Below are 23,713 nucleotides of genomic sequence, written 5' to 3'. Positions count from 1 at the left end.
ACGCGACGAACAAGGAGAGCATTGTGGTGTTCGTCATGTCGCGCACGACGACCGGCTGGCGGATTCGCGTCGGCCAGAATACGCGAGTCGCGTGACCGAGACGAACTGCGCGTTGGACCGGAGGCTTTCGCGGGCATTCAAGTACGGCGAAGGCAGAAGGTCCCTCAACCCACCCCCCCTGCACGGGGACGGTCGGTTTGTTCTACAATGCGCGTTGCTTCGCTCCACGCGCGAGCCCTTCCTCCAAAACAGGAAATCCCTTGTCCCTGCTGCGTCTGTCCGCGTTCCTTCCGCTCGTGCTGGCGGTGCTCGCCGGCTGTGGCTCCCCGCCGCCCTCCTCTGGTCCTGCCCCCACCGGCGCGATGCGGCTGACCGTCCAAGCGCCCACGGCCGTGCCCAGCGACGTTTCGCGCGTCACCGTGACGGTTTCCGGCGCCGACATGGCCTCGCAATCCACTGACCTCGTGCTCACCGATGGGGTGTGGGGCGGCGTCATGGGCGACATTCCCGCGGGCTCCAAGCGCACCTTCCTCGCACAGGCCTTCACCGCCGCCAGTGTCTTGCGCTACGAGGGCCGCGCCGAGGACGTCACCGTCACCGCCGGCTCCACGGGGCTCGTGTCCCTCACCCTCCAGGAGGTCTCCGGCGCTCCACCCTTCACCAACGAGGCGCCCGTGCTCGACTCGCTGGTGGCCAACCCCCTCACCGTGGTCCCGGGAGGCACGGTATCCCTCTCGGCCATCGCACATGATCCCAACGCGGGCGACACGGTGAGCTACGCGTGGACGGCGCCCTCGGGCAGCTTCTCCGCTCCGGCCCAGGCGAGCACCACCTGGACGGCCCCTGGCACCCAGGGAGTGGTGCGCCTGACACTCTCCGTGAGCGACTCGCGCGGCGCGGCCCTCTCCGTGTTCCTCGATGTGAGCGTCTCCGCTAGCAGCGGCGCCTCCGAGGTGAAGGTGGGCTTCAACGCCGCGCCCAGGGTGATGGGCCTGACCTCCTCCCAGTCCTATCTGGACGTGGGCCAGCCGACGACCGTTTCCCTCTCCGCCACGGACACGGATGGCGACGCGCTCAGCTACCAGTGGAGCGCCACGTGCGCGGGCAGCTTCTCGGGAGTCACGTCCGCGAGCGCCACCTTCACCCCCTCGGCCCTGCCCACGGCGGCGTGCAACAACTGCCAGTTGAACGTGGTGGTAGGGGACGGCCGGGGTGGACAGAACACGGGCAGCCTCGCGCTGTGTGTCGCCAAGAGCCCGGTCTGGGGCGCCCCTTCTGTCTGGACCCCGACGGGCGCCATGACCCTGGCGCGCAACACGCATACGGCGACGCTGCTACCCAATGGCAAGGTGCTCGTCGCGGGGGGACAAAACAGCAGTGGCATCTCGAGGACGGCGGAGCTGTACGATCCGGCCACCGGCACCTGGAGCCCCACGGGCTCCCTGTCCGCTCCGCGCCAGGTCCATACGGCGACGCTGCTGCCCAACGGCAAGGTGCTCGTCGTGGCGGGATACGGCCCTCCCACCCTGGCGACGGCGGAGCTGTACGACCCGGCCACCGGCACCTGGAGCCCCACCGGATCCTTGTCCAAGGCGCGCTATTGGCATACGGCGACGCTGCTGCCCAATGGCAAGGTGCTCGTCGCGGGGGGCTACAACAGTGGCGCCCACCTGGGGACGGCGGAGCTGTATGACCCGGCCACGGGCACCTGGAGCCCCACCGGCTCCATGGCCACGTCGCGCTACGACCATGCGGCGGCGCTCCTGCCCGATGGCAGGGTACTCGTCTCGACGGGGGACCAGGGCAATGGCAGCTACGTGCTGACCTCCGAGGTGTACGACCCGGCCACGGGCACCTGGAGCGCCACCAGTTCCAACAGCGCGCGCTATCACCATTCGGCGACACTGCTCGCCACGGGCAAGGTGCTCATCACGGGGGGCTACGCGGGGAGCCCCCTGGCGCTGGCGTCGCTGTACGACCCGGCCACGGGCACCTGGAAGTCCACCGGCTCCATGACCGTCGCGCACCGCCTCCATACGACGACGTTGCTCGCCTCGGGCAAGGTGCTCGTCACGGGGGGACAGAGCAGCGGGGGCTATACGCCGGTGGCGGAGGTGTACGACCCGGCCACGGGCACCTGGACGGCCACCAAACCCCTGTCAGCACCGCGTCGTTACCATACGGCGACGCGGCTGCCCGATGGCAGGGTGCTCATCGCGGGAGGCGGAGACCCCAGCAGCGGGTACCTGGCGACGGCGGAGGTGTACGACCCGGCCCTGGGCCCCTGATGCGTACGACGGTTTGCATGGGGGCGTGCGCCACCCGGGCGTCGAGCGTGTCCCTTCTTGTGCACGTCGATGCGAGAGGAGCATGTGGCTCCTCTTGGACGCGCCTATCCGGAGACCATGCACACCTCCTCCCTGTCCTCACACCTGGCCCGAGGTTCCCTCCGTTCGCTGCTGTCGAGGCTCGTCCCATCGCTCGCGGTGGTTCTGCTCCTCCCGCTTCCCGGCCTCGCGGCGCAGGTACCGGTGAGCTGCAACAACACCGTCAGCGACGACGAGACACTGAATGCCGCCGTCGCCTCCAGCTCCGTCGGCGATGAGCTCGTCATCTCCGGGCCGTGCCTCATCAACTCGACCATTCGCCTTCGCGGGCAGCGGGCGTACCGGGGGGGAGAGCCCTCGGGGACGGTCATCCGCCAGGCGAATGGCGCCAACCTCGCGGCGCTGATGGCGAGCGACACGTGGCTGGATGCGCAGACCTACACGGGCGACCCGGTCAGCATCAAGAACCTCACGCTGGACGGCAATGCGTCCAACAACACCGGCCGGGCCACGGATGGCATCGTGCTGATGTCGTGGAACTCGACGGTGGAGAACACCCGCATCAACTTCATGCGCGGCTCCGGCATCCGTCTCACCAACACCAACAGCGCGGGGAAGGCCATCGTCAACACGCAGGTGAACGGGCGCATCGTCCACAACTTCATCAGCGATTCGGGCCTCCATGGGGTGTACGTCCAGGACTCGGGCAACTCCGTCACGGACTGGGACCTCATCGACAACTGGATTGCCGACTCCGGTGCGAGCGCCATCCGCATGGAGAACTCCGCGGGCTGGAAGGTGCGTGGCAATCACCTCTACGGCGTGGGGCAGACGGCCATCGTCGCGCAGCGCCTGTTCGGGACCACCCTCTCCGACAACTACATCGAGGGCTTCGGCGAGGGCGCCACCGCCGGCACGTGGGCGGGCATCGGCGCCACCGTCCAAGGGGACGCGGCGTCGGTCATCTCCGACAACAAGATCTTCAACTTCGGGGGCGAGCCGAACACCGCCTCGCGCTACCACTACCTGTCCATCAGCCAGGTCAACTACGGAGCGGGCTTCGTCTCGGTGACGGGCAACGCCATCCGAGGCATCGGCTCCACGCGCAGCACCGGCCTCAACTACGAGAAGGGCGGCGGCACCTCGCTCACCGTCGTGTCCACGGGCAACCTGGTGACGGGCGTGGCCACCTCGCGGAACGTGGGCACGGGCGTCACCATCACCACGGGGCAGTGATGCCCGCGCGGCGTATCTCAGCCCAGTAGAGGATGCCCATGACTGAAGCAGCCTTCTCCTCTGCCCTCCAACTTGTCAGCCTGTGGATCTACCCCATCAAATCCTGTGCGGGGATTCAGGTCTCGTCTGCTCAGGTCACCCCTCAGTCCGGTCTGACTGGAGACCGGGAGTGGGTCATCATCAACCGTGAAAACCAACAGGTCTGGATGGGTGAGATCCACCGGATGGCACTGGTTCAACCCAGGTTTGAAGGTGAAACCATGGTGCTTCAAGCCCCAGGGGTCGGTGTTCTGAAGGTCCCTTATCATCTGCCAGAGAGTCCCTGTCAGGTGAAGATCTGGAATGATCAAGACAAGGTCAATGAAACATTCTCCGGTCAGGATGCTGGAGACGAAGCCAGCGAATGGCTGACTGCTGTGCTGGGTCAGCCTCTGCGCCTGGTTCGCCTCGGACACAAGGGCCTGACCCGCAGAGCCCTGATGCCCTTGCATGTCCTTTCCCTGGCTTCACTCCGGCGACTCAACCAGCGGCTCGCGGAGCGGGGGCATGCGCCGGTGGAATATGAGCGTTTCCGCCCCAATCTGGTGGTGGAGCATGCAGAGCTTGCACCTTTCGCTGAAGAGGGCTTTTCCAGTTTGCAGTGGAGTGAGGGGGCTCCAGAGATCCAGTTCTCAGGTCACTGTATTCGCTGCATCATGCCCAATGTCAGTCCAAATGATGCCACAGCAGGCCATGAACCGCTGGTTGCGGTGGCTGCTCTCAGCAGGGAGAGACAACAAAAAAAACCCATCTTGGGGGTTTATGGTCGAGCTCTGTCCGAAGGAGTACTGACTGTGGGTTTGCGCGGTAGAGCATGGAGCGCTCACATGGCAGACGCGGGCTCGTAGTCCATGGCTTGACCCGCGCCGAGCCCTTCCGCGCTGTGCGAGGGCCCGGCGCGTGGGAGCTGGACGGTGAAGCGGGTACCCGCGCCTGGCGTGCTGTCGACCCGGATGGTGCCGCCGAGAGCGGAGACGATCTCACGGACGATGTAGAGGCCAAGTCCGAGGCCGCCGTATTCGCGCGCGGAGACGGCGCGCTCGAAGCGCTCGAAGATGTGGGGGAGCTTGTCCGGGGCAATGCCAATGCCGTGGTCCTGGACGGTGAGGAGTGCGCTGTCGCCTTCGGTGCTGACGGAGAGCTCGATGGGCTTGCGGTTGCCAAACTTGATGGCGTTGGCCAGGAGGTTGGTGACGACCTGCTCGATGCGAATCCTGTCCCAGCGGCCAATGACGCGGGGGGGAGCGTTGAGCAGGAGGCGGGAGCTGGAGTGGGCGGAATCCTCGCTGAAGTGCTCGACGATGTCGCGGGTGATGGCGGCGAGGTCGACCTCTTCGAGCTGGAGGTGCATCGGGTTGAGCTGCAGGCGTGAAACGGAGAGGAGCTCGTCGAGCAGTCGCCTCAGGCGGCGCATCTGGCGCCAGGTGTTCTGGAAGACACGGGATGTGACCTCGGGCGACGCGGTGGCAGGGGTGCGCTCGAGCCGTTGCAAGGAGAGCTGGAGGGAGGTGAGCGGTGTGTAGAGCTCGTGGGAGGCGATGGAGAGGAATTCGTCGCGCAGGTGGATGGCTTCCTGGGCATCGCGGAACAGCCGGGCATTGTCGATGGACATGACAGCGCGGCGGGCCAGTTCGTGGGCGAGCGCGAGGTCCGCGGGGCCGTAGCGGTGCTTGCGACTCATGCGGAAGAAGCTGATGGAGCCGATGCTCCCAGCCCCGGAGAGCAATGGCACGGCCATGCAGGAGCGGATGCCCAAGGAGCGCATCAGCTCCCGGTGCGCATCCTCCTGGCTGAAGGTCAGCAGGTGCTCGTCGGAGACCTCCGGGATGAGCTGTGACTCGCGCGTGCGCAAGGCCACCACTCCAGGTGTCTGTGAGCCCCAGCACGACGGATATCTCCGCTCGCTCTCGCGCAGGAGCGCCTCCTTCGGGGGGGTGGCGCAGGTGAGGGCGGCGCAGCGAACCGATTGAGGCTTGTCCTGCATGAGAACCATGCAGCAGTCGGCGAGGAAGGGAACGGCGATTCGGGCGACGCGGGCCAGGGTCTTCTCGTAGTCCAGGGACTCGGCCAGGGCCATGGAGGACTCGGCGAGAAAGCGGACGGCGCTCTCGGCGCGCAGACGCTCCTCGAACAGGAAGCTGTTCTCCAGGGAGATGGCCATTTGCGAGGAGAGAAGCTGGAGGACCTGGACGCGGTTGGGTGCGAAGGCGCGGGTGGCGAGGTTGTTCTCCAGATAGAGCACGCCGACGGAGCTGGCCTTGCGGCGGATGGGAACGGCGAGGGCGGACTTGAGCGCGCGGGATGCGACGTAGGGATCCGAGGCGAAGGGGCTCCTGCTGGCATCGGCGAGGATGATGGCTTCCCCGGAGCTGTAGGCCCGGGCCAGCATGGAGCGGGGGACGTGCTGCGAGGACTGGAGCGGGGTTCGCTCGAGGGAGACGGGCTCGGAGGTGGTGCTGACGGCGCGAACGAAGAGCGCGTCCTCCTCGTGAAGGAGCAGGGCCCCGCGCTCGGCGCCGGCGACTTCGAGGCAGATCGTCATGAGCTTCTCGAGGAGCCTGTCGAGCACCACCTCGCTGGAGAGCGTCTCCGCGGCCTTGAGGATGCTGAGCAGATCGAGCCTGATGCCGCGGGCCTCTTCGCCCTCGCGTGTGGCGGGAAGCTTCCAGGGCAAGGCCTCGCCCAGGGTGAGGTCCGGGAAGGTATCCTCGAGTGCCGCGGACTTGGCCCTGGCGCCCCAGCGAGCGAATCCCCTCATGGCGGCCTGGAGATAGAGGGAAGCGGTCCGGCGGTGACCCAGCGAGCGGTAGAAGCAGCCAGCCAGGTTGTTGGCGAGCGCCTCGTCCTGGGGGAACTCGTTCTGGTGAGCGGCGTCGATGGCCGAGTCGTAGAGAAGCATGGCCTCGCGGTGGCGGCCCTCGAGGCGGGCGAGCTCCGCGGCGACCAGTTGGTGCTTGTGGCGGAAGTTCTCGGGGCAGTCCTGGGCCCACGTGTCGAGGAGGTGCAGGTGCTCCTCGAGCTGGCTCAGGACGGAGTTCTTTTCGGAGGAGGGGGCCTCGGGATGGTACGCCGCGAGCGTCAGCGCCGTGTAGAAGATGTAGTCGATCCCCATGAGGAACGGCCGCACGAGCTGGAAGTTCTCGCCCACGACACGAGACAGTTCCAGGGCATCCGCGATCTCTCCCAGCAGGTAGGACGTCTGGATGCGCAGGACCTGGTATTCGCAGACCACCAACGGACTCTTGCGAATGGACTCGAGGTACTCCTCCTCGGAGAACGTGTCATCGTCGAAGCCAGCCCTCTGGTGCGTCCGCGCCTGGAGGCACCGGATGGCCTGGCGATAGGCGAGGAGGGTGGCCTCCATGTCCCGATGGCCGATCTTCTGGATGAACACCAGACTGTTCTCGGTCTCGGTGAGTGTGACGGAGAGCTCGGTGCCCATGTGGTACTGGATCATCGCGATGAACGTGACGGCATAGCTGCCGAACAGAAACTCATTGCCCGCCAGCCCGAGCGCGATGGCCCGCCGCGTCAGCGGAACACTCGTCCGGTAGGGGGCGCGCCAGTGGTTCAGGAAGCCCGAGAACATCTGCAGACACCGGCACTCTTCCTTTTGATCGCCGTAGCGTCGGCTCAGCTCCACTCCGACCTCACCGAGCATCACGCCGGTGCGGGAGTTTCCTGTGGTTGTCACGAGAACGCTCCCATGGCTCACGTAGGCATGCGTGGAATAGAGACTGTGGCCGCGCTCGAGCGAGAGGTGGACCATCCACGCCTCGAGGAAGAAGAACAGGGGCTGATCGACGAACCAGGCGGCCATGGAGATGCTCGACACGAGCCGCATGAGAGCAATGAGCTGCGGATCCTCCGTGGAGGGCCCGGCCAGGAGCTCCTCCCGGGTGCGGTTCTTCAGGTGTTCGTTCACGGCGGCGGCCTCGTCCGCGAACGCCTGCTCGAGGTTGCGCGGCAGTTCCTCTCCGAGCAGCCGCAGTCCTGCTCTTCCCCAGCGGATCGCCTCTGGGTAGTTCCGGGCGAAGATGTAGGCAACGACGTGGATCTCGTAGAGGCTCAACTCCTCGAGATCCGAGGCGACGTGGGGCCGTGCGGCCTGGATGAGCGCCTCGGCGAATGCATGATCGCCGATGATATGGGCGCACTGCGCCGCTTGGAGGTGGAGCTGGAACGTCAGCTCATGGTGGGACTGCCACGCCTCTGGCGTGAGGAGCGCCAGACCCTGCCGCAAGTAGATGAGCGCGGAGCTGAAGGCGGAGGTCGCCTCGGCCCTGCTGCCGGCCCGGAAGTACAGCCCCGCGAGTTGGAGGCGCTCTGAAGGTTCCAGGAGCCGGCTCGACTCCCTCCCCATGTCGAAATGGTCGACCACCTCGAAGATTCGCTCGTCGAGTTCCTGCTCGGAGATGCCCTTCAGCAGCTGGTGTCCCACCCTGCGGTGGATGCGGCGACTCTCCTCGTCGGAGAGCAGCGAATACACGGCCTGCTGGATGCGGTCGTGCGCGAAGCTGTAGGTCGCGCTGTGCGTGGGGAGATGCTGAAGAGTTCCGCTCTTCCCATGCGCGAAGCGGGGGCCCTGACTCTGCGCCACGAGGAGCCCTTCCTGGACGGCGCTCCAGAGGGCCCCGGCCGTGTCCAGGACGGACGTTTCCGCCACGGCTGACAAGAGCCAGAGGTCCACCCGGTCACGGAAGCACGCAGCAACCTTGAGGAGCTGCTGCGTGAGCTCGGGGAGCCGGCGGATGGCTGGGAGCAGCAGCTCGACGACATTCTCGGTGACTTCCACCTGCTCGATGCGTGCCAGCTCCCATCTCCATGCATGCTGTTCGGCGTCGAAGGTCAGGAGCCCGGCCGCGTGGAGGAACCGCAGGAGCCTCTTGATGAAGAAGGGATTGCCCGCCGTCTTGCGGAGCAGGAGCTCCGCCAGGGGCCCGACATTTCCGGGCTCGGCCTGAAGGATATCGCTGCAGAGCTGGGTGAGCGCGGGCAGGCCCAGCGGGGGCACCTCGAGGGTCCGGGGGGCCGCACCCGCGGAGTGCAGTGCCCCGAGGACCTGGGGCAGGGGATGGTCCGGCCCCACCTCCCTGGAACGATAGGCGCCGATGAACAGCACGTGGCGGAGATCCTTCGCCGAGGCCAGGCTTCGAAGCAGATGGAGCGAGCCCGTGTCCGCCCATTGCATGTCATCCATGAAGAGGACGAGAGGACACTCGCGGGTGGCGAAGACCTGGATGAAGGCCTGGAACGAGAGCTGGAATCGGCTCTCCGTGATTCCCTGTGGAGCGGCGGGAGGCTGCTCGCCCAGGATGCGCGCCAGCTCGGGAATGAAGCGGGTCATGACGCCGCCCTGGGGGCCCAGCGCGTCTTGCAGACGCTGACGCCACGAGAGGATGGCAGGGGGAGGCTCGCGGCGCAGGCTGTTGACGAGTCCTCCCAGCGCCTTCTCCAGGGAGGCATAGGGCACGTTGCCGTGGAGTTGGTCGAACTTGCCGAAGAGGAACCGAGCGCCTTGTTCGTGCTGTCTGCGCATCTCGTGGACAAGCGCGGATTTGCCGGAGCCGGCGTCGCCCGTGACGAGGATGACCTCACTGCGACCGCTGCTGACGCGCTTCAGGGCCCTGCGCAGCTGGGACAGCTCCTGCTCGCGTCCGTAGAGCTTGTCGGGGATGACGAGCTCGCGCGCCCTATCATGCAAGGCGAGCACGAAAGGAGCGATGGTGCCGGAGTCCTTCCACTGGCGCTGAGCCTCGCGGAGGTCGAGCTCGAGGGACTCGGCACTCTGGTAGCGCTCCTCGGGCATCTTGGCCAGCAGCGTGAGGACGATGTCGGAGAGGACCTTGGGAACGGACGGGTTGAGCTGGCTCGGGGGAACGGGCGGCCTGGCGAGCTGCGCGTGGATGAGCTCCACGGGGTCCGCCGAGACGAAAGGGGGCACGCCGGTGAGCAGCTCATAGAGGGTGGCGCCGATGGAGTAGAGATCGGCGCGGTGGTCGACGAGCCGGTTCATCCGTCCCGTCTGCTCGGGCGCGATGTACGAGAGTGTTCCCTCCGAGGCTCCGACAATGCCCGTGGCCTTCGTCGCCGTTCCGAAGTCGATCAACGTCAGCGTCCAGGTGTCGGGCCGCACGACGAAGTTGGACGGGTTGATGTCCCGGTGGATGACATTCTGCTGGTGGAGCGCCTGAACGATGCCGACGACCTGGATGGCCAACTCCAGGAAGAGCTCAATCTCCAGCTGCTTCTGACCCAGGTGCTGCTCGAGATCGAGGGGGCCGGCGTCCTCCAGGACGAGCGCTGGGGCTCCCGCCACCTCCTCCAACTTGATGGGCCGCACCACTCCCGGAATTTCCAGTCCGCACAGCAGTGCGTGCTCGTGGAGGAGCGTGGCGGTCGCGTGGGACTCGGAGGGCCCTTGCTGGATCGTCTTGATGACGAGAGGCCTGCCCGAGCGCTCCTCCCGGGCTCGAAAGACAGCGTACTGGCGCCCGTGGTGGATCTGCAGAAGGTCGTGGTAGCCAGGAATGTGGAGCAACGCGCCCCTCCTCCCTCGAACGAAGGGACTTCGAGACGTGCCCCTCTGGCTCAAGATGAAGGTGAGCGGGATTCTCCAGGAGCATCGGGCGGGAGAGCCATCGATCGATCGGATGCTGGACGACACGGACCCGCGTCACTCCCAAGCCGTCACACCGTCAACCCACAGTGCACCCCCTCCCTCGCCCTCCGGGAGAGGGTCGGGGTGAGGGTACCCGGGCCTATACTCCCACCCGTGACCCGGAATAGGGCCACGGGTTCCCAGCACGCGCCGCAACTCAGTGCTGTACCGCGAGCGACTCGCGCATCAGGTACTGGCGAGAGGATTTGATACCCGGCTCGGGCTCGAACGACGGTTCCGGCTCGAAGAGGGGTTCCGGCGCGAGAGCGAGACCCGCGGGAGCGGAGAGAACGCTGCTCACCGTGCCCGCGCTGGCGATGTCGACGAGGGACTCCAGGACATAGGGCTGCGTGGCAAAGGATGCGCTGGGGGTGAGGTATGCGGAGACGTTGACGGCGTACTTCTGGCCAGGCTGCAGGATGCCCGGAGGAACGTCGACGAACGTCGAGGTCGTATGGAGCGTGGCCACGATGTACGGGTCGGTCCGCGTCCCGCTCACGGCGAGCCGGGAGATGCGGACCTGGTAGGCGGAGGGCGTGCCCACGAGGGGGGCCTTCCAGGTGATGCGCGGGGTGAGTGAACCAAGCGTGAGCGCCTGCTGGGCGCTGCGCCCATCCACGGCGAGGTCCCACGGTGGGGTGATGCGCGGGGCGATGGGGCCGGCGGTGGCGACCGACAGCGGCCGTGTATCGGACAGGACGCCATAGAGGCCGCCGGTGGTCGTTCCGGGCAGGAGCGTGGCGGTGACCTGGAAGCGGTGGGAGATGGTGGCCACGGTGCCCCAGCTGAAGGGGTAGGGATTGCCGTAGGTGATGTTCGCGACGAGGTCGGTGATGCCCGAGAAGTTGCCGTACATCAGCTCCCCCGAGTAGCCGTACCAGGAAGTCGAGGACCAGGGCGTGGGCGAGATGCTGAGCCACTGGGCGTAGGGGCGCGACTGCGGGTGCACCTGGACCTGATAGGCCTCGAAGCGCGAGCGCCACCACTCGAAGCGCGCCGTGTACTGGGGCGCCGGCTGGAACGTGCCGCTCAGGTCGGTGCTGACGGTGGGGCTCAGGGAGAGGGGGCCCGGGGTGAAGAACCTGTCGAGGGTGGTGTAGCTGAAGGTGCCAGCGTCACGGACGGCGAACTGGTTGACGTACAGGCGGTCGCCTCGCGACGCGTCCACGAGATACGGCTCCGTGGAGATCATCGAGGAGTAGTCCATGGGAAGTTTGTCCACGGCCGTCGTGCCCTCGGGGACGTAGGTCGACAGGCTCGCCGCCGAGCCGAGGTTGGAGCTGATGGCCTCCAAGTAGAGGTACTCCTCTCCGGGCTGCCGGGGCCCGATGTTGGACGCGGAGACCGTCACCGGGATGGAGGAGGCGCTCACCCGATCCCGGCGGCCGAGGTCATAGCGGTCGAGGTTCATCGTGCGCGAGAAGGACACGACATAGAAGGTGCCGAGCTGCAGGTAGTAACGGCCTGCGGGAGCGTCGGTGACGCGGAAGGTGCCGTCTGGCGACGTCTGCACCGTGAGTGGACGCGTGCCGCCGTCCGAGAACGTGAAGGCCTTCAGATTGGGCGAGAACGGATCCATGGGCTCGGTGAAGTCGCCGATGTCGACGCGGTAGTGCATGACGCGGCTGCCGCGCACTTCATACGGGTTGCCGCCATCAACACCGCCGTCCGCGGCGAGGCTCGTGTCCTCGGGGAAGACGATGGGGTCACGCTCATCATGGAACTCATCCGCCTGCCCAGCGGCGCCGGAGCCGCAGCCCACCAACGCCAACGAGGACAGCAGGACGGAGAACAACGACCGTTTGAGAGACACGAGGCACCCCCCTTGGAAGCATGAGTGAAGCTCCTGAATCTACTCCGCGCGCCACGATAGGACGAGACGGGGCCTGGAGTGTGTTTCACTGCCTCCCCATGCGCCTCCCATTCCTGACAGCTCTCGTCCTCGCCTCCGTGATGCTCGCCTGTGCCACCCGGGGTTCGACACCCGCGCCTTCGAAGCACCTCTCGCCGCTGGACTCCGCCGCCGAGCAATACGTGAAGCTCGTCCTCGCGCTGGGCCAGCATGACGAGCGCGACGTGGATGCCTATTACGGACCGGAGGAGTGGGCACGGGAGGCCCGCGCCGCGCGGCTGCCCCTGACTGAGATAGGGCAGCGGGCCGCCGCGGTGGCGAAGGCGGTGGAGGCCGTGCCCGTGCCTGGCGATGCGCTCGTGGCGATGCGCCGCCGCTTCCTGCTCACCCAGCTCTTCGCACTGTCCACGCGCGTGCGGATGCTGTCGGGGGAGCAGCTGACGTTCGACGACGAGAGCCAGGCCCTCTACGACGCACGTGCGCCGCACTACCCGGAGTCGGAGTTCGAGGACGTGCTCGCGCAGCTCGACCGGCTGGTGCCCGGGCCCGGTCCCCTGAGCGAGCGGGTAGAGCGCTTCCGCCAGCGCTTCGTCATTCCCGCGGACAAGCGCGAGGCCGTCTACCGCGCCGCCATCGACGAGGCTCGTCGGCGCACGCTCCAGCACGTGGTACTGCCGGCCCATGAGCGCTTCACGCTGGAGTTCGTCACGGACAAACCCTGGGGGGCCTACAACTGGTTCAAGGGCAACGCGACCAGTGTCATCCAAATCAACACCGAGCTGCCGGAGGTCATCCGACGTGCCATCCTGACTGCCGCGCACGAGGGATACCCCGGCCACCACGTCTACAACTCACTGCTGGAGCAGCACCTGGTGCGTGAGCGTGGGTGGGTGGAGTTCACGGTCTACCCGCTCTTCTCCCCCATGTCCCTCATCGCCGAGGGCAGCGCCGACCATGGCGTCGAGCTGGTCTTCCCCGACGCCGAGGCCTATATGCGTGACACGCTCTTCCCACTCGCAGGGCTAGACCCGAAGCAGGCTGGCACGTACATGCGGCTGGAAGCGCTGCTCGAGAAGCTCTCCTATGCGAACAACGAGGTCTCGCGCGCCTACCTCGATGGGCGGGTCAGCAGGGAGGCGGCACGCGACTGGCTGATGCGCTACGCGATGCTGTCCTCCGAGCACGCCGAGCTCAGCGTAAAGAGCATCGAGGCCAGCCGCTCGTATGCCATCAACTACAACGTGGGACGCGACCTGGTGAAGCAGTACGTGGAACGCCGCGCCGGACCGGGCGCCACCCAGGAACGGCGCTGGGAGGTGTTCCTCGACCTGCTCGCCTCGCCTCGCCTGCCCTCGGACCTGCGCTGACCGATCGCCCTGAAACGATTCTGGCTGCACCCCGCCGGGCGGCAGCTCATGCCTTTGCTCAAGCAGGCCACCACCCGCATCAACGCCCGGCTCACGGCCGGCTTCAGCGACGAGGGACTACAGACCGTGGCCCGCTGGCTCACTCACGTGAAGCAGCTCGACGCCTCCAACGAGAAGGAGTCCTGAGATGTCCACCTCCTCTTCCACCCAGCCCGTCATGGAGTCCGTCGACCTCGTCTGCCAGGACGGCGTGCAGCTCAAGGGCCACTTCCTGCCCGCCTTCGGAGGCCGCCAGGCGCCCACCGAGCGCCCCGTGCTCCTGTGTCCGGCCACCGGCGTGCGCCAGCACTTCTACCTGCGCTTCGCGGCCTGGCTGGCCGAACAGGGCCACGACGTCCTGGTGTTCGACTACCGGGGCATCGGCCTGTCCCTGCAGGGGCGGCTGAAGGACTGCCGCGCCACGCTGGTCGAATGGGGGCAGCAGGATCAGGTCGCCGCGCTCGACTGGCTGGTGCGTCGCACCGGGCAGGAGCAGGTGCTGCTGCTCGGGCACAGCGCCGGCGGCCAGATGATCGGGCTGCTGCCCAACCACCGGCACATCGCCCGCGTCGTGGGCGTGGCCACCTCCACCGGCTGGTTCCGGGGAATGCGTCCGGGTTTCCGCTTCACTGCCCGCGCCGTGCTGCGCGGCGTGATTCCGCTGGGCATCCGCCTCAAGGGCTATGCACCGAGCTCCAAGGTCGGCCTGGGCGAGGATCTGCCCGCGACCGTCGCACGCCAGTGGGGCCAGTGGTGCGCCGCCGGGGGCTATGCCACCAATGCCGTCAAGGGCCGCCCGCAGCAGGATTTCCACGCCGACATCCGCATCCCCATCACGGTGCTGCACGCCACCGACGACGACATCGCCACGCCTGCCAACGTCGCCGACCTGATGCGCACCTACCCCGCGGCCCGCAAGCAGGTGCGGCACGTAGCTCCGCGTGATCACGGCCTGAAGGCCATTGGTCACATCGACTGGTTCCGCACCTCGCATCAGGCCTTGTGGCCCCTGCTGGCCCAGGCCCTGCGCGAGCCGGTCTGAGCGCCCCCGGCAGGCGGGGGCGCACGTGCTTGAAGTTCAGCTACGAGTGAGTACGCGAGCTCAAGACTTCAGGAAGGTATTTTTCTCGTCGAACCGCTGATGGTGCCAGTAGGGGTAGGCGAGAGGCGTGGCGCTCGCCGCGTCGAGCTTCGCCACCTGCTTCGGGGTGAGGTTCCAGCCGATCGCGCCCAGGTTCTGGCGCAGTTGCTCCTCGGTGCGTGCGCCGATGATGACGTTGGCGACCGTCGGCCGCTGCAGCACCCAGTTGATGGCCACCTGCGGCACCGTCTTGCCGGTCTCCGCCGCCACCTCGTCGAGCGCATCCACGACCCGGTAGAGGTACTCCTCGGGGATCTCGGGGCCGCCTGCGGCCGTCTGGGCGTTCTGGAGCCGGGTGCCCTCGGGCAGGGGCTGGCCGCGGCGGATCTTGCCCGTCAACCGGCCCCAACCCAGCGGGCTCCAGGCGACCGCGCTGACCTTCTGGTCGAGCCCCAGAGGCATCAGTTCCCACTCGTAGTCGCGCCCCACGAGCGAGTAGTACGCCTGGTGGGCCACGAAGCGCGCGAGGTTGTGGCGCTCCGACACGGCCAGCGACTTCATGAGGTGCCAGCCCGGGAAGTTCGAGCAGCCGATGTAGCGGATCTTCCCGGCACGCACGAGGTCGTCGAGCGTGTTGAGTGTCTCCTCGACGGGGGTGATGGGGTCGAAGCCGTGGAGCTGGAAGAGGTCGATGTAGTCGGTGCCCAGGCGGCGCAGGCTTCCCTCGACCGCGCGGATCAGGTGGTAGCGCGACGAGCCCGCGTCGTTGGGACCGGAGCCCGCGCGGAGGGTGGCCTTGGTGGAGATGATCACCCGCTCACGGCGGCCCTTGATCGCCTGGCCGAGGATCTCCTCGGCCATTCCGCCCGAGTACACGTCGGCCGAGTCGAACATGTTCAGCCCGGAGTCGAGTGAGATGTCGACGAGCCGGGTGGCCTCCTTCACGTCGCTGCTGCCAAAGCCCTTGAAGAACTCGTTGCTTCCTCCGAACGTCCCCGTGCCGAGACTGAGGACGGGAACCTTGAAGCCCGAAGCGCCGAGTTGTCTGAATTCCATGGAGTAGACCTGCTTGTTGGGGGCCCGCATTCGTGCGGAGCCGCCCCCAAGCTACCCAAGCGAACGGGGAAGACTCCAGGGCACGGCAGTAGACTCACCGCCTATTTGGCGAAGGGGCCTCAGGGGCTGGGCGCGAGCCACCCGCGCACCTCGCTGCCCCGGAACGTGGAGAGGGTGGTGTCGGGCGTGTCACCTCAGCCCAGGAGATGATCGCCGAGCAGATAGCCGACGGTCATTGCCAGCACCAGCAGTGCGCCTTGCAGTTTCGGTGGGGCGGGCAAGGGAATGTCGAGCAGGCGGCAGCCGGCACCGATGGCCAACGCCAGGACAGGACCGACCAGGAGCTGCATCATGTGCGCGTCTCCTTGGTATCACCGCTAGGCCCGCCGCAGTTGTGGCGATGATGCGCGGGGTGCGTCGCGATGAAGTGGTCGGCCAGCAGGTAGCCGCTCGTCATGGCGACAACGAGTGAAGCGCCCACCAGCATGGGCGGTGCGGGGACCGGAATGCCCAGCCAGCGGCAACCAAAGCCGATGGCGAGACCGAGCAGCAGGCCAACACAGAATTTCCAGCTCAAAAGACGTTCTCCATCACCGCGGATCAAATGGAGGTGATTGTCGGTGATGCCAAACAAACTAGAGCGCCTGGAGTTGATGGAAAACACCCGAAAGCGCATGAAACGGCTCACCCGAAAGAGGGAGCGAACGCCCACCGGCCCATTGATCGGGCCGCGGGTGCTGGGCTCTAGACCGTGACCTACCGCGGCGAAGAAGGTGAGCAGCAGGGCCAATCCAACACCTGCACCTGCTTATCTTTTCAACCCCCATCCCTCGGACTCTGAAGCAGGCCTGGCGGGTGCTGGGGAAGAAGCCTTCACGAGACCAATACCGAGGAGCACGATCCCTCCGCCGACAAAGGCCGCGGGTCTTGGGGTCTCTCCGAGTACGAACCAGGCAATGAGCATGGCTGTCGGAGGCACCAAATAGAGCAGGCTCGAGGTTCGTCCTACCGGGAGCCGTGCCAGAGCATACGACCAGGTGAGATAGGCCAAGGCGCTCGGAAAGATACCGAGATAGACCAGACCCAGGGTGGACCCCAAGGGCGCGTGCAACACGCTATCGACCAGTCCTCTTGCGAAAAGAAACATCAATGCCGTCCCGCTCCAGACCGCGTAACAGGTCAGTTCCAGAGGGGTGTACCGCTCGAGGAGCGGTTTCTGGAGGATGAAGTAGATGCTCCATGAAATCGCGGCCAGCACGACGCATAGGGCCGTGGGCTGGAAACGAAATTCGGATGAATCTCCAAGCACGACACACGCGATGCCCGCGAGGCCCAGGAGAAGCCCTGCCCACCCCCCACTCCCCAGATTCTCCCTGCAGAAGATACTGGAAAGGATGGCCGTGAAGAGGGGGGTAGACTGCGCCAGCAGGCTCGCGGCTCCAGCACTGATTCCCTGCTGTCCGAAGTTGAGCGCGATGTGATGCAGGGTGACGCCAAAGATTCCGAGTGCGGCAAGCTGAGGGACATCGCGCAGGAGTGGCATCCGGATGCCACTCCATGCCGCGTACCCGCACATGAAGAGGGATGCGATCACGAATCGCATCAACGCAACATGGATGGGGCCATAGCCGGTGAGCCCTATCCTGATGCCAGTGGGTGAGGACGCCCAGCACAGGATCGTGAGCGCGATGGCCGCTACAGTCTTGCGCTCCATCATCAAGCCGCGGTCCGGACCTTGCTCATCTCTTCGTGGATGCCGCGCCAGAACGCAGCCGTTATGCCCAGGAACTTGTCAAAGCCATTCTTGAGCTCTGCAAGCTCCTCATCTGTCCGGCACACCCGGTTTGCTGACACGATCGCCTGCTCCTTGTGGTCCTTCTCCGCCTCACCAATGTGTACGTAGAAGTACTCACAATTCTCGTGGAATTCGTCCAGGGTGCGGAACAGGTGACGGTAGTTGCGAGCTCCCTCGTAAAGACGCGTTAGCATCGAGTAGGCGAGCCACTCCTGGGCGAGCAGGGTACCGAGAACCATCCTCTCGTTGGAATGGGTATAGAGCTGTCGCTGTTCGACGACGAATTGCGATGTGGTCGGAAGGATCGGCAAACGCTCCAACTCGGAGAGCTGATAGCTCCTTCCCGCCAGACGCGAGAGCAACTGCGTCAGGAACCCCTCCAGGAGGACGATGTGAGCCTTGGCAGGATTCCCGTACCCGAATTCCGAGTGCAGATTCTTCACGATTTCGACACGGGCCAGCACATCCGCGGTGCTCAAGAATGACAGCGCCACCATGGTGCTGGTGTTGTTTGTACGAACCAGATAGTTCCGTGCGAAAATTTCCACACGAGGAAGATCGAGTGGCCCTGCCATCCAGGCAGTATAAAAATTGTTATTGAGCGCTTCGTGCGAAAAGACGCTTTCAGCCAGGTTGGAAATGAATTCTTTTACATTTCGCATGACGCTCTCCTTGCTCACAGGTGGTGCTGCATCACGACACATCAACAAGGCTGTATTTCTGGGGGGGGGAGCAAGCAGACGTCACCTGCTCGCCCAGCGAGATCGGGCATACAGATAGGGCCAGATAAATCAGTCCGTCAAGGCATTATTTGTGTCCAAAATATATGGAAAATTCTGACCTCCTCTACTGCATCAGACGAAGGTTATTCGCATTCGAACGCAAGATGAGAAAGGCAGATGAGCTGTTTCAAAAAGCAAGAAGGCAGGTAAGTGTTGTGAAGCGGCCGTAACGCTTCTTCTGTGATTGTCAGCGCGCTTCTGTCTTCACAAGCGCTCCTTCCCCGAGTACCAGCATCCCCCCACCGATTGGCCCGAGCGCCAGGGCAACGCCACAAGCTGGCGCCACTTCAAGCAGCTCGTAGACAGCGGGCAGTACAAACCCTCCTGTCCGTAAATCCCACAGGCGACCGGACCTTCGAGAGCGACCCGGTGGCTCCCAAGGCTTGCTCGGCCCAACCTGATATGTCAGATGGTTGGGTAGACTGCTGGAGTTGGGATGGGGAACCGTCCCGCGGGTGTTGGAACCACCAGGAGGCGACAAATGGGGAAGGGGAAGAAGCCGGCGACCTACGAGGACCTCGAGGCACTGCCGGTCGGTTGGGTGGGGGAGATTCTGGAGGACGAGCTGGTGGCCTCGCCGAGGCCCGCCATGGGGCATGCCCATACCGCCGCCAGCTTGCACCTCGTGCTGGGAGCACCCTTCTCCCTGGGGAGCGGAGGGCCCGGTGGTTGGTGGATTGTGTATGAGCCGGAGCTGCACTTCGGCAGGGATGTTCTCGTGCCGGACCTCGCGGGATGGAGCCGCGAGCGCCTGCCGGAGCTGCCGTCTCCAGACGAGCCGTTCATGACGCTCGCTCCGGACTGGGTGTGCGAGGTGCTCTCGCCCGCCACCGTGCGCATCGACCGGACGCGCAAGCTGCCCATCTACCACCGCGAAGGCGTGGCGCACGCCTGGCTCGTGGATCCACGCGCGCGCACGCTGGAGGTGTTCCGGCACGAGCCCGCGGGCTGGCTCCTCACCGCGAAGCATGGAGACGGAGACGTGGTGCGCGCCGAGCCCTTCGACGTGGTGCCGCTCGGGTTGGGCGCGCTCTGGTTGGGAAGCGTTCCGCCCCGGCTCAGTTGAGGACGCGGCGCAGCTCTCCCTGGGCCGGGGTCTCCGACACGGGGGGTTGGCGGGCAATCTGCTCGCTGGCGGCCTGGAGGACCTTCTCCCGGGCGCCCTCGGGATCTCGGAAGAAGTGCGGCGTCCACAGCCGCACCAGCTTCCAGCCCTGGCCCTCCAGGATGGCCGTGCGGAACAGATCCCACTCCACCGGGTCCGCTGCCTTCGGGTAGCGCGTGCCATCGCACAGGACGCCTACCGTGACGTCCCCAGCGCGCCGGGGATGGTGCAGGGCCACGTCCACGCAGAAGCCATCATTGCCCCACTGCACGTCCGAGGAGACGCCGTGCGTCCGCGCCAGCTCCTCCGCCAGCGCCCGGGCGAAGGCCGAGCCCGCTTCCGTCTCGCGCTCGCGAACCACCGGCTCTGGCCGCTCCCGCGCCTCCTCCGTCTGCCTGGACCCGCGCTCGTAGTCCTTGGCGAGCCGCTCGGCGTATTGCAGGTAGGCGAAGAGCAGCCAGCCCCCGTTTGGCTTGCGGCCCTGCTCCACGGGAGGCAGCGCCGAGTACACCTCGCGCGGGATGGACGTCACCAGGTGCACCTGCTGCCGCGCCCGCGTCACCAGCACGTTCAGCCGCCGCCCACCGCCCGCGCTCCCCAGGGGCCCGAAGCGCCGGTAGAAGCGCCCCTTCGCGTCAGGGCCGTACGTGGTGCTGATGATGATGTGATCCCGCTCGTCACCCTGGACGTTCTCCAGGTTCTTCACGAAGAGCCCCTCGAAGGAACCCTCGCCGCGCCGCGCCCGAGCTGCCGCCAGCTTCGCCGCGAAGTCCGCGTCCGCCGCCGCCAGCTCCTCCAGCACCTCGGTGATGGCATCGCGCTGCGACAGGTTGAAGCACGCCCCCCCGATGGACGGCGGCTCTGGTTGCGAGAGCAGCTCCTTCACCAGCGCGCCCACCGCCCGCGCCTCCACCACGTTCACCCGCTTTTCGTACAGGCCCCCCGCGTGGATGAGCCGCAGTGGTGCGTGCTCCACCCGGTTGGACGGGTGCCCCGGAATGGCCTGTAGCCGCGAGTCATAGAAGTGCTCGTTGCTGAACCCGATGAGATCCGCATTCTGAGAGCGGTAGTGCACGTCCAGGTAGCACTGGTCGATCTCCAGGTTCAGCGCCGCTCCGAGCAGATCCTCCACCTCGGCCTGCTGATCCTCGAAGAGGCCCTGCTCGTCCTCGGCGTCCAGCTCCTCCTGGCTCTGCACCACGGCGGTCTCGAAGAAGCGCGTGGGGGGCAGCTGCTTGGGATCTCCCGCGATGACCACCCGCTTCGCCCGCGTCAGCACCGGCAGCGCCTCCTCCAGCCGGCACTGAGAGGACTCGTCGAAGATGACCACGTCGAAGAGCTCCCGGCGGGGGAAGATCTGCGCCACCGTCTGGGGGCTCGCCATCCACACCGGCCGCATGTCGAAGAGGGGATCGCCCCCCTCGACGTTTGCGCCCGCGGCGATGACCTGGCGCACCCGCAGCGCGCGCTCACCCCGCAGCAGCAGGCGCCGGCGCAGCTCCGCGCCCAGCCCGTTGAGTCGTCCTCCCGTGGCCGCCAGCAGCCGCTCCCGCTGGCGCTCCGTCCAACGGTGGAAGATGACGTCGCGCACCAGCTCGCGCTTGCGTGCCTCCAGGGCCCGGTAGTGCGTCTGGCTCGCGTGGATACGGTCCGCGTCGATGTGCTGGAGCACCGGGTTCTCCTTCACCCGTGCGGACACCTCGGCGGCCAGCACCGCCTTACGTACCGCGCGCCAGCCGTTCTCCACGTCCGCGCCGGCCAGGGCCAGCTTTTCGGCCGCCGTGCCGAGCGCCGGAGGCAGTCCCGCCACCAACGCCTGGATCCGCAGCAGCCCCTCCACGCTGGACAGCCGCGCCGCGAGGGACGCGACGAGCGGCTGCACCTGCTCGCCCGCGCGCAGCGCCCGGCTCCGGGCCACGCGCCAATCGGAGGAGAAGAGGCCCACCTCGGCCAGCCGTGACTCCAGCCGGACCACGGCCTCGCTCCGGGCGACGGACTGGCGCAGGCCCGCGAGCAGACGCGCCCGCGCCGCCTCGTCGGCCTTCAGCGCGTCTCGGACCGCCTGCCGGCAGGATGCGAGGACCGGGCGCTCCAGCTGCAACAGCACCTCGAAGAGCGCGGCATGGGTTCTCAGGCCGCGGGCGAGCGCCTCATCCGTGAGGGGCTCGTTGGGTCCGGGCGCGAGGACGCCATGATGGAACTCGGTGAGCAGCAGCCGGGCACGCATGCCCGTGAGGAAGCGGGAGACGCGCTCGGCGGTCTCGGCCCCCACGGTGAGCCCGAAGCGCCGGAGCACCTCGGCGGCCTTTGCCCGGCGGGTGAAGAAGAAGAGGAAGCGGTACCACTTGCGCGCTACCAGCAGCCAGGACGCCAGGAACGCCAGGGACTGACCCAGGGCACCCAGTCCCTGGGGCTCCGAGCGGTGCACGAGGGCCAGCTCCGTGTCGAGCGGACCCTCGTTCAACACCTGCACCTGCGGCGCCAGCCCCTCGAGTTGGGTCTTCGTCGCCTGCACGGCCTCGGACATGGACGAGGCCCAGCGCGTCAACCATTCGGGACGCGCCTCTCCCAGCACGCGCTCCAGCTTGTCGGCGAGCTCCGCACGCGCCCGGCCCTCGGCGGCCACGTCTCCCGTGGGAGAGAAGGCCGGGACGTCGGGTGAGGCCTGGGCGTCCGCCTCGCGCGCGGCCTCCACGGCGGACGCCATCCGGTCGCGGTACGTGGCGAGCGGCGTGGACAGGTAGTCCTTCAGCTCGGCGCCGAGCGAGGTGCGCCAGGGGTTGTCCGGGTAGCCTTCCTTGCCGGCGCGCTCCAGCACCTCGCGCACCTCGCGCTCGTAGGGACGCGATTCGGCCAGGCGGAAGGAGCCGAGGGACTCCGTCGCGCCGGCCAGAGACGCCGGGGCCTGCTGGCCGAACCACTGGCCCACCAGCTCGTGGAAGGAGGGCTCAGTGCCTCCGGCGGGGCGCTCGGAGAGGGCGCGCTCGGCGGAGGACAGCTCGTCGTGGAGCGACTGCATCTCAATGTCCACGCGGGAGAGCTCGGTCCTGGCGGCGGGGTTGAGCCTGGACTCGGTCAGGTTGTCGAGCTGCTCGCGGATGCCGAGATAGAGCTCACGCTGGTCCCTCTGCGCGTCGTGCACCACCGCGCACAACGAGCCCAGCCCGAGGTGCTCCAACCGGTGCTTCACCACATCGAGCGCGGTGCGCTTGTCGCAGACGAGGAGGACGCGCTCCCCGCGTGCGAGGTGGTCGCCAATGGCGTTGGCGATGGTCTGCGACTTGCCCGTGCCGGGAGGCCCGTGGACCACGAGGCCGCGGCTGCTGCGCGCGAGCCGCACCGCGCGCGACTGGCATGGGTCCGCATGGGAGACGAGCCGGTCCTCGCCCGCGCGCCAGGAGACCAGGGCCGCCGCGTCCGTCTTGGGCGAGTGCTGGGCACCCAGGGAGACGCCCACGCGCAGGAAGCTCTCAATGGGACCCTGGACGGGCTCGCCATCCACGAGGGCCCGCATGTCATCCACGAGGCTCTGGTTGGACAGGGGATAGAGGCCGAGCACGGCACACGGGAGGAGGGTGGCCCCGGCGGCGGTCTCGTCCTCGGAGCGCGGGGTAGGGGAGAGGAGCGTCTCCGGGGTGAAGGGGGTGGGAGGGGGCAGCTCAAGAGCCGTGGCCACGGCGGTGGATAGCTCGTTGAGCTCGCGCCAGGGATTCCGACCTTCCTCATCGACGAACAGTTCCCCGAGACGCTTGCCGGTCTGCCGCTCCACCCAGGCGATGAGGGCGGTGTTGGGCATGACCCGATCCGCGCCGTCGGCGGCGGACTCGAGCTCCAGGCCCGGCGTGCGGCCCTTCTTGAGGGTGAGGCGCACGGGGATGAAGGCGATGGGAGCCAGGACGCGCTTGGTGCTGGCGAAGCCCCGTGAGTCCTTCGCGCCTGGGGGCAGGTGGAGCAGGGGGAAGCCGACGTGGAGCACCTGGGCGCCCGTGTCCTGCTCGAAGGTGCGGGCATCCTCGGCGATGGTGTTCAGCTTGCGCAGCAGCGCCTGCCGCTCGTCGTCCTCACGCCTGGCCGGAGCGTCCGCGGCATCTTTCGAGGGGCTCGTGGCGCGCACGGAGAGCTTCACCGAGGCTTTCTCCCCGAGGAGCCCCGCCAGGACGGAGTGGGAGGGGGTGCCATCCAGACGGCTCAGCAGCGTGAGGTCCACGCGTTGGCGGCTGTTATGGGGACGGCAGTTGATGCTCGGGCCCGACGCGAGCGAGGCGTACAGGCGATCGAGCATCTTCTCGAGGAAGCGGTTGCGGGGCTCCGACGACAGGGCACACCTCCTGGGGTGGGACACTTCCTATCACAACGGGGGTTCCACCCTTTCG

General features: G+C 66.8%; 15 protein-coding genes. 7 read left to right on the top strand and 8 right to left on the bottom strand.

The features are described 5' to 3' along the window. Positions 1 to 260 precede the first annotated feature (260 nt). The 3 genes from F0U60_RS31185 to F0U60_RS31175 all read left to right on the top strand — a co-directional run bounded on the left by F0U60_RS31185 (position 261) and on the right by F0U60_RS31175 (position 4,450). Complete coding sequence (locus tag F0U60_RS31185; RefSeq protein WP_395805216.1) at positions 261 to 2,288, top strand: kelch repeat-containing protein; 2,028 nt, start codon at positions 261 to 263, stop codon at positions 2,286 to 2,288. A 117-nt stretch (positions 2,289 to 2,405) separates the two neighbouring features. Further along, positions 2,406 to 3,563: a right-handed parallel beta-helix repeat-containing protein gene (locus tag F0U60_RS31180; protein WP_395805214.1), complete on the top strand. Its 1,158-nt coding sequence runs from the start codon at positions 2,406 to 2,408 to the stop codon at positions 3,561 to 3,563. Positions 3,564 to 3,601: 38 nt separating this feature from the next. Continuing rightward, entirely contained in the window at positions 3,602 to 4,450 is an 849-nt protein-coding gene (locus tag F0U60_RS31175; RefSeq protein ID WP_395805212.1) for an MOSC domain-containing protein, read from the top strand. On the opposite strand, the gene F0U60_RS31170 is transcribed toward F0U60_RS31175, so the two are convergent. Beyond that, on the bottom strand, positions 4,426 to 10,143 hold the full coding sequence (locus F0U60_RS31170) for an AAA family ATPase (protein ID WP_395805210.1): 5,718 nt from the start codon (positions 10,141 to 10,143) through the stop codon (positions 4,426 to 4,428). The two genes, F0U60_RS31175 and F0U60_RS31170, sit on opposite strands and share 25 nt — an antisense overlap. 277 nt (positions 10,144 to 10,420) lie before the next feature. Further along, positions 10,421 to 12,076, bottom strand: coding sequence for a hypothetical protein (locus F0U60_RS31165; protein WP_395805208.1), 1,656 nt, complete (start codon positions 12,074 to 12,076; stop codon positions 10,421 to 10,423). Between the two features lie 98 nt (positions 12,077 to 12,174). Between F0U60_RS31165 and F0U60_RS31160 the strand changes: the two genes are divergently transcribed. Genes F0U60_RS31160 through F0U60_RS31150 form a run of 3 tightly spaced genes read left to right on the top strand, consistent with a single transcriptional unit; the run spans position 12,175 to position 14,563 of the window. Continuing rightward, positions 12,175 to 13,482, top strand: a complete 1,308-nt coding sequence (locus F0U60_RS31160; RefSeq protein ID WP_395805206.1) for a hypothetical protein — start codon at positions 12,175 to 12,177, stop codon at positions 13,480 to 13,482. A gap of 48 nt (positions 13,483 to 13,530) precedes the next feature. Beyond that, positions 13,531 to 13,668, top strand: coding sequence for a hypothetical protein (locus F0U60_RS31155; protein ID WP_395805204.1), 138 nt, complete (start codon positions 13,531 to 13,533; stop codon positions 13,666 to 13,668). A gap of 1 nt (position 13,669) precedes the next feature. Further along, positions 13,670 to 14,563: an alpha/beta fold hydrolase gene (locus F0U60_RS31150; RefSeq protein ID WP_395805202.1), complete on the top strand. Its 894-nt coding sequence runs from the start codon at positions 13,670 to 13,672 to the stop codon at positions 14,561 to 14,563. Positions 14,564 to 14,623: 60 nt separating this feature from the next. Here F0U60_RS31150 and F0U60_RS31145 read toward each other — a convergent pair whose 3' ends face one another. From F0U60_RS31145 to F0U60_RS31125, 5 genes are all read right to left on the bottom strand, one after another. Beyond that, positions 14,624 to 15,658 (bottom strand): aldo/keto reductase, encoded by a 1,035-nt coding sequence (locus tag F0U60_RS31145; protein ID WP_395805200.1) that lies wholly within the window; start codon positions 15,656 to 15,658, stop codon positions 14,624 to 14,626. Between the two features lie 194 nt (positions 15,659 to 15,852). Next, the gene (locus F0U60_RS31140) at positions 15,853 to 16,011 is read right to left on the bottom strand and encodes a DUF1427 family protein (protein ID WP_395805198.1); all 159 of its coding nucleotides are present in this window, start codon (positions 16,009 to 16,011) and stop codon (positions 15,853 to 15,855) included. Next, positions 16,008 to 16,448, bottom strand: a complete 441-nt coding sequence (locus tag F0U60_RS31135) for a XapX domain-containing protein (RefSeq protein ID WP_395805196.1) — start codon at positions 16,446 to 16,448, stop codon at positions 16,008 to 16,010. Before F0U60_RS31135 ends, F0U60_RS31140 begins: the two co-directional genes overlap by 4 nt. Positions 16,449 to 16,466: 18 nt before the next feature. After that, a complete protein-coding gene (locus F0U60_RS31130; RefSeq protein ID WP_395805194.1) occupies positions 16,467 to 17,375 on the bottom strand; it encodes a DMT family transporter in 909 nt (302 codons plus the stop codon). After that, entirely contained in the window at positions 17,375 to 18,115 is a 741-nt protein-coding gene (locus tag F0U60_RS31125; RefSeq protein ID WP_395805192.1) for an iron-containing redox enzyme family protein, read from the bottom strand. The genes F0U60_RS31130 and F0U60_RS31125 overlap by 1 nt, the downstream gene beginning before the upstream one ends. A gap of 601 nt (positions 18,116 to 18,716) precedes the next feature. Between F0U60_RS31125 and F0U60_RS31120 the strand changes: the two genes are divergently transcribed. Next, entirely contained in the window at positions 18,717 to 19,301 is a 585-nt protein-coding gene (locus F0U60_RS31120) for a Uma2 family endonuclease (protein ID WP_395805191.1), read from the top strand. Here F0U60_RS31120 and F0U60_RS31115 read toward each other — a convergent pair. Continuing rightward, the gene (locus F0U60_RS31115) at positions 19,294 to 23,682 is read right to left on the bottom strand and encodes an AAA domain-containing protein (protein ID WP_395805189.1); all 4,389 of its coding nucleotides are present in this window, start codon (positions 23,680 to 23,682) and stop codon (positions 19,294 to 19,296) included. The two genes, F0U60_RS31120 and F0U60_RS31115, sit on opposite strands and share 8 nt — an antisense overlap. Between the last annotated feature and the right edge of the window lie 31 nt (positions 23,683 to 23,713).

This window comes from Archangium minus (assembly GCF_044360475.1).
GTDB classification, from domain to species: Bacteria; Myxococcota; Myxococcia; order Myxococcales; family Myxococcaceae; genus Archangium; species Archangium minus.
The sequence above is the reverse complement of the archived record's forward strand: the minus strand, read 5'-3'. Positions and strand labels throughout refer to the sequence as shown.

Coding starts and splice junctions, on each gene's coding strand:
- F0U60_RS31180 (WP_395805214.1), top strand. CDS start 2,406: ATGCACACCTCCTCCCTGTCCTCACACCTGGCCCGAGGTTCCCTCCGT.
- F0U60_RS31175 (WP_395805212.1), top strand. CDS start 3,602: ATGACTGAAGCAGCCTTCTCCTCTGCCCTCCAACTTGTCAGCCTGTGG.
- F0U60_RS31160 (WP_395805206.1), top strand. CDS start 12,175: ATGCGCCTCCCATTCCTGACAGCTCTCGTCCTCGCCTCCGTGATGCTC.
- F0U60_RS31155 (WP_395805204.1), top strand. CDS start 13,531: ATGCCTTTGCTCAAGCAGGCCACCACCCGCATCAACGCCCGGCTCACG.
- F0U60_RS31150 (WP_395805202.1), top strand. CDS start 13,670: ATGTCCACCTCCTCTTCCACCCAGCCCGTCATGGAGTCCGTCGACCTC.
- F0U60_RS31145 (WP_395805200.1), bottom strand. CDS start 15,658: ATGGAATTCAGACAACTCGGCGCTTCGGGCTTCAAGGTTCCCGTCCTC.
- F0U60_RS31140 (WP_395805198.1), bottom strand. CDS start 16,011: ATGATGCAGCTCCTGGTCGGTCCTGTCCTGGCGTTGGCCATCGGTGCC.
- F0U60_RS31130 (WP_395805194.1), bottom strand. CDS start 17,375: ATGATGGAGCGCAAGACTGTAGCGGCCATCGCGCTCACGATCCTGTGC.
- F0U60_RS31125 (WP_395805192.1), bottom strand. CDS start 18,115: ATGCGAAATGTAAAAGAATTCATTTCCAACCTGGCTGAAAGCGTCTTT.
- F0U60_RS31120 (WP_395805191.1), top strand. CDS start 18,717: ATGGGGAAGGGGAAGAAGCCGGCGACCTACGAGGACCTCGAGGCACTG.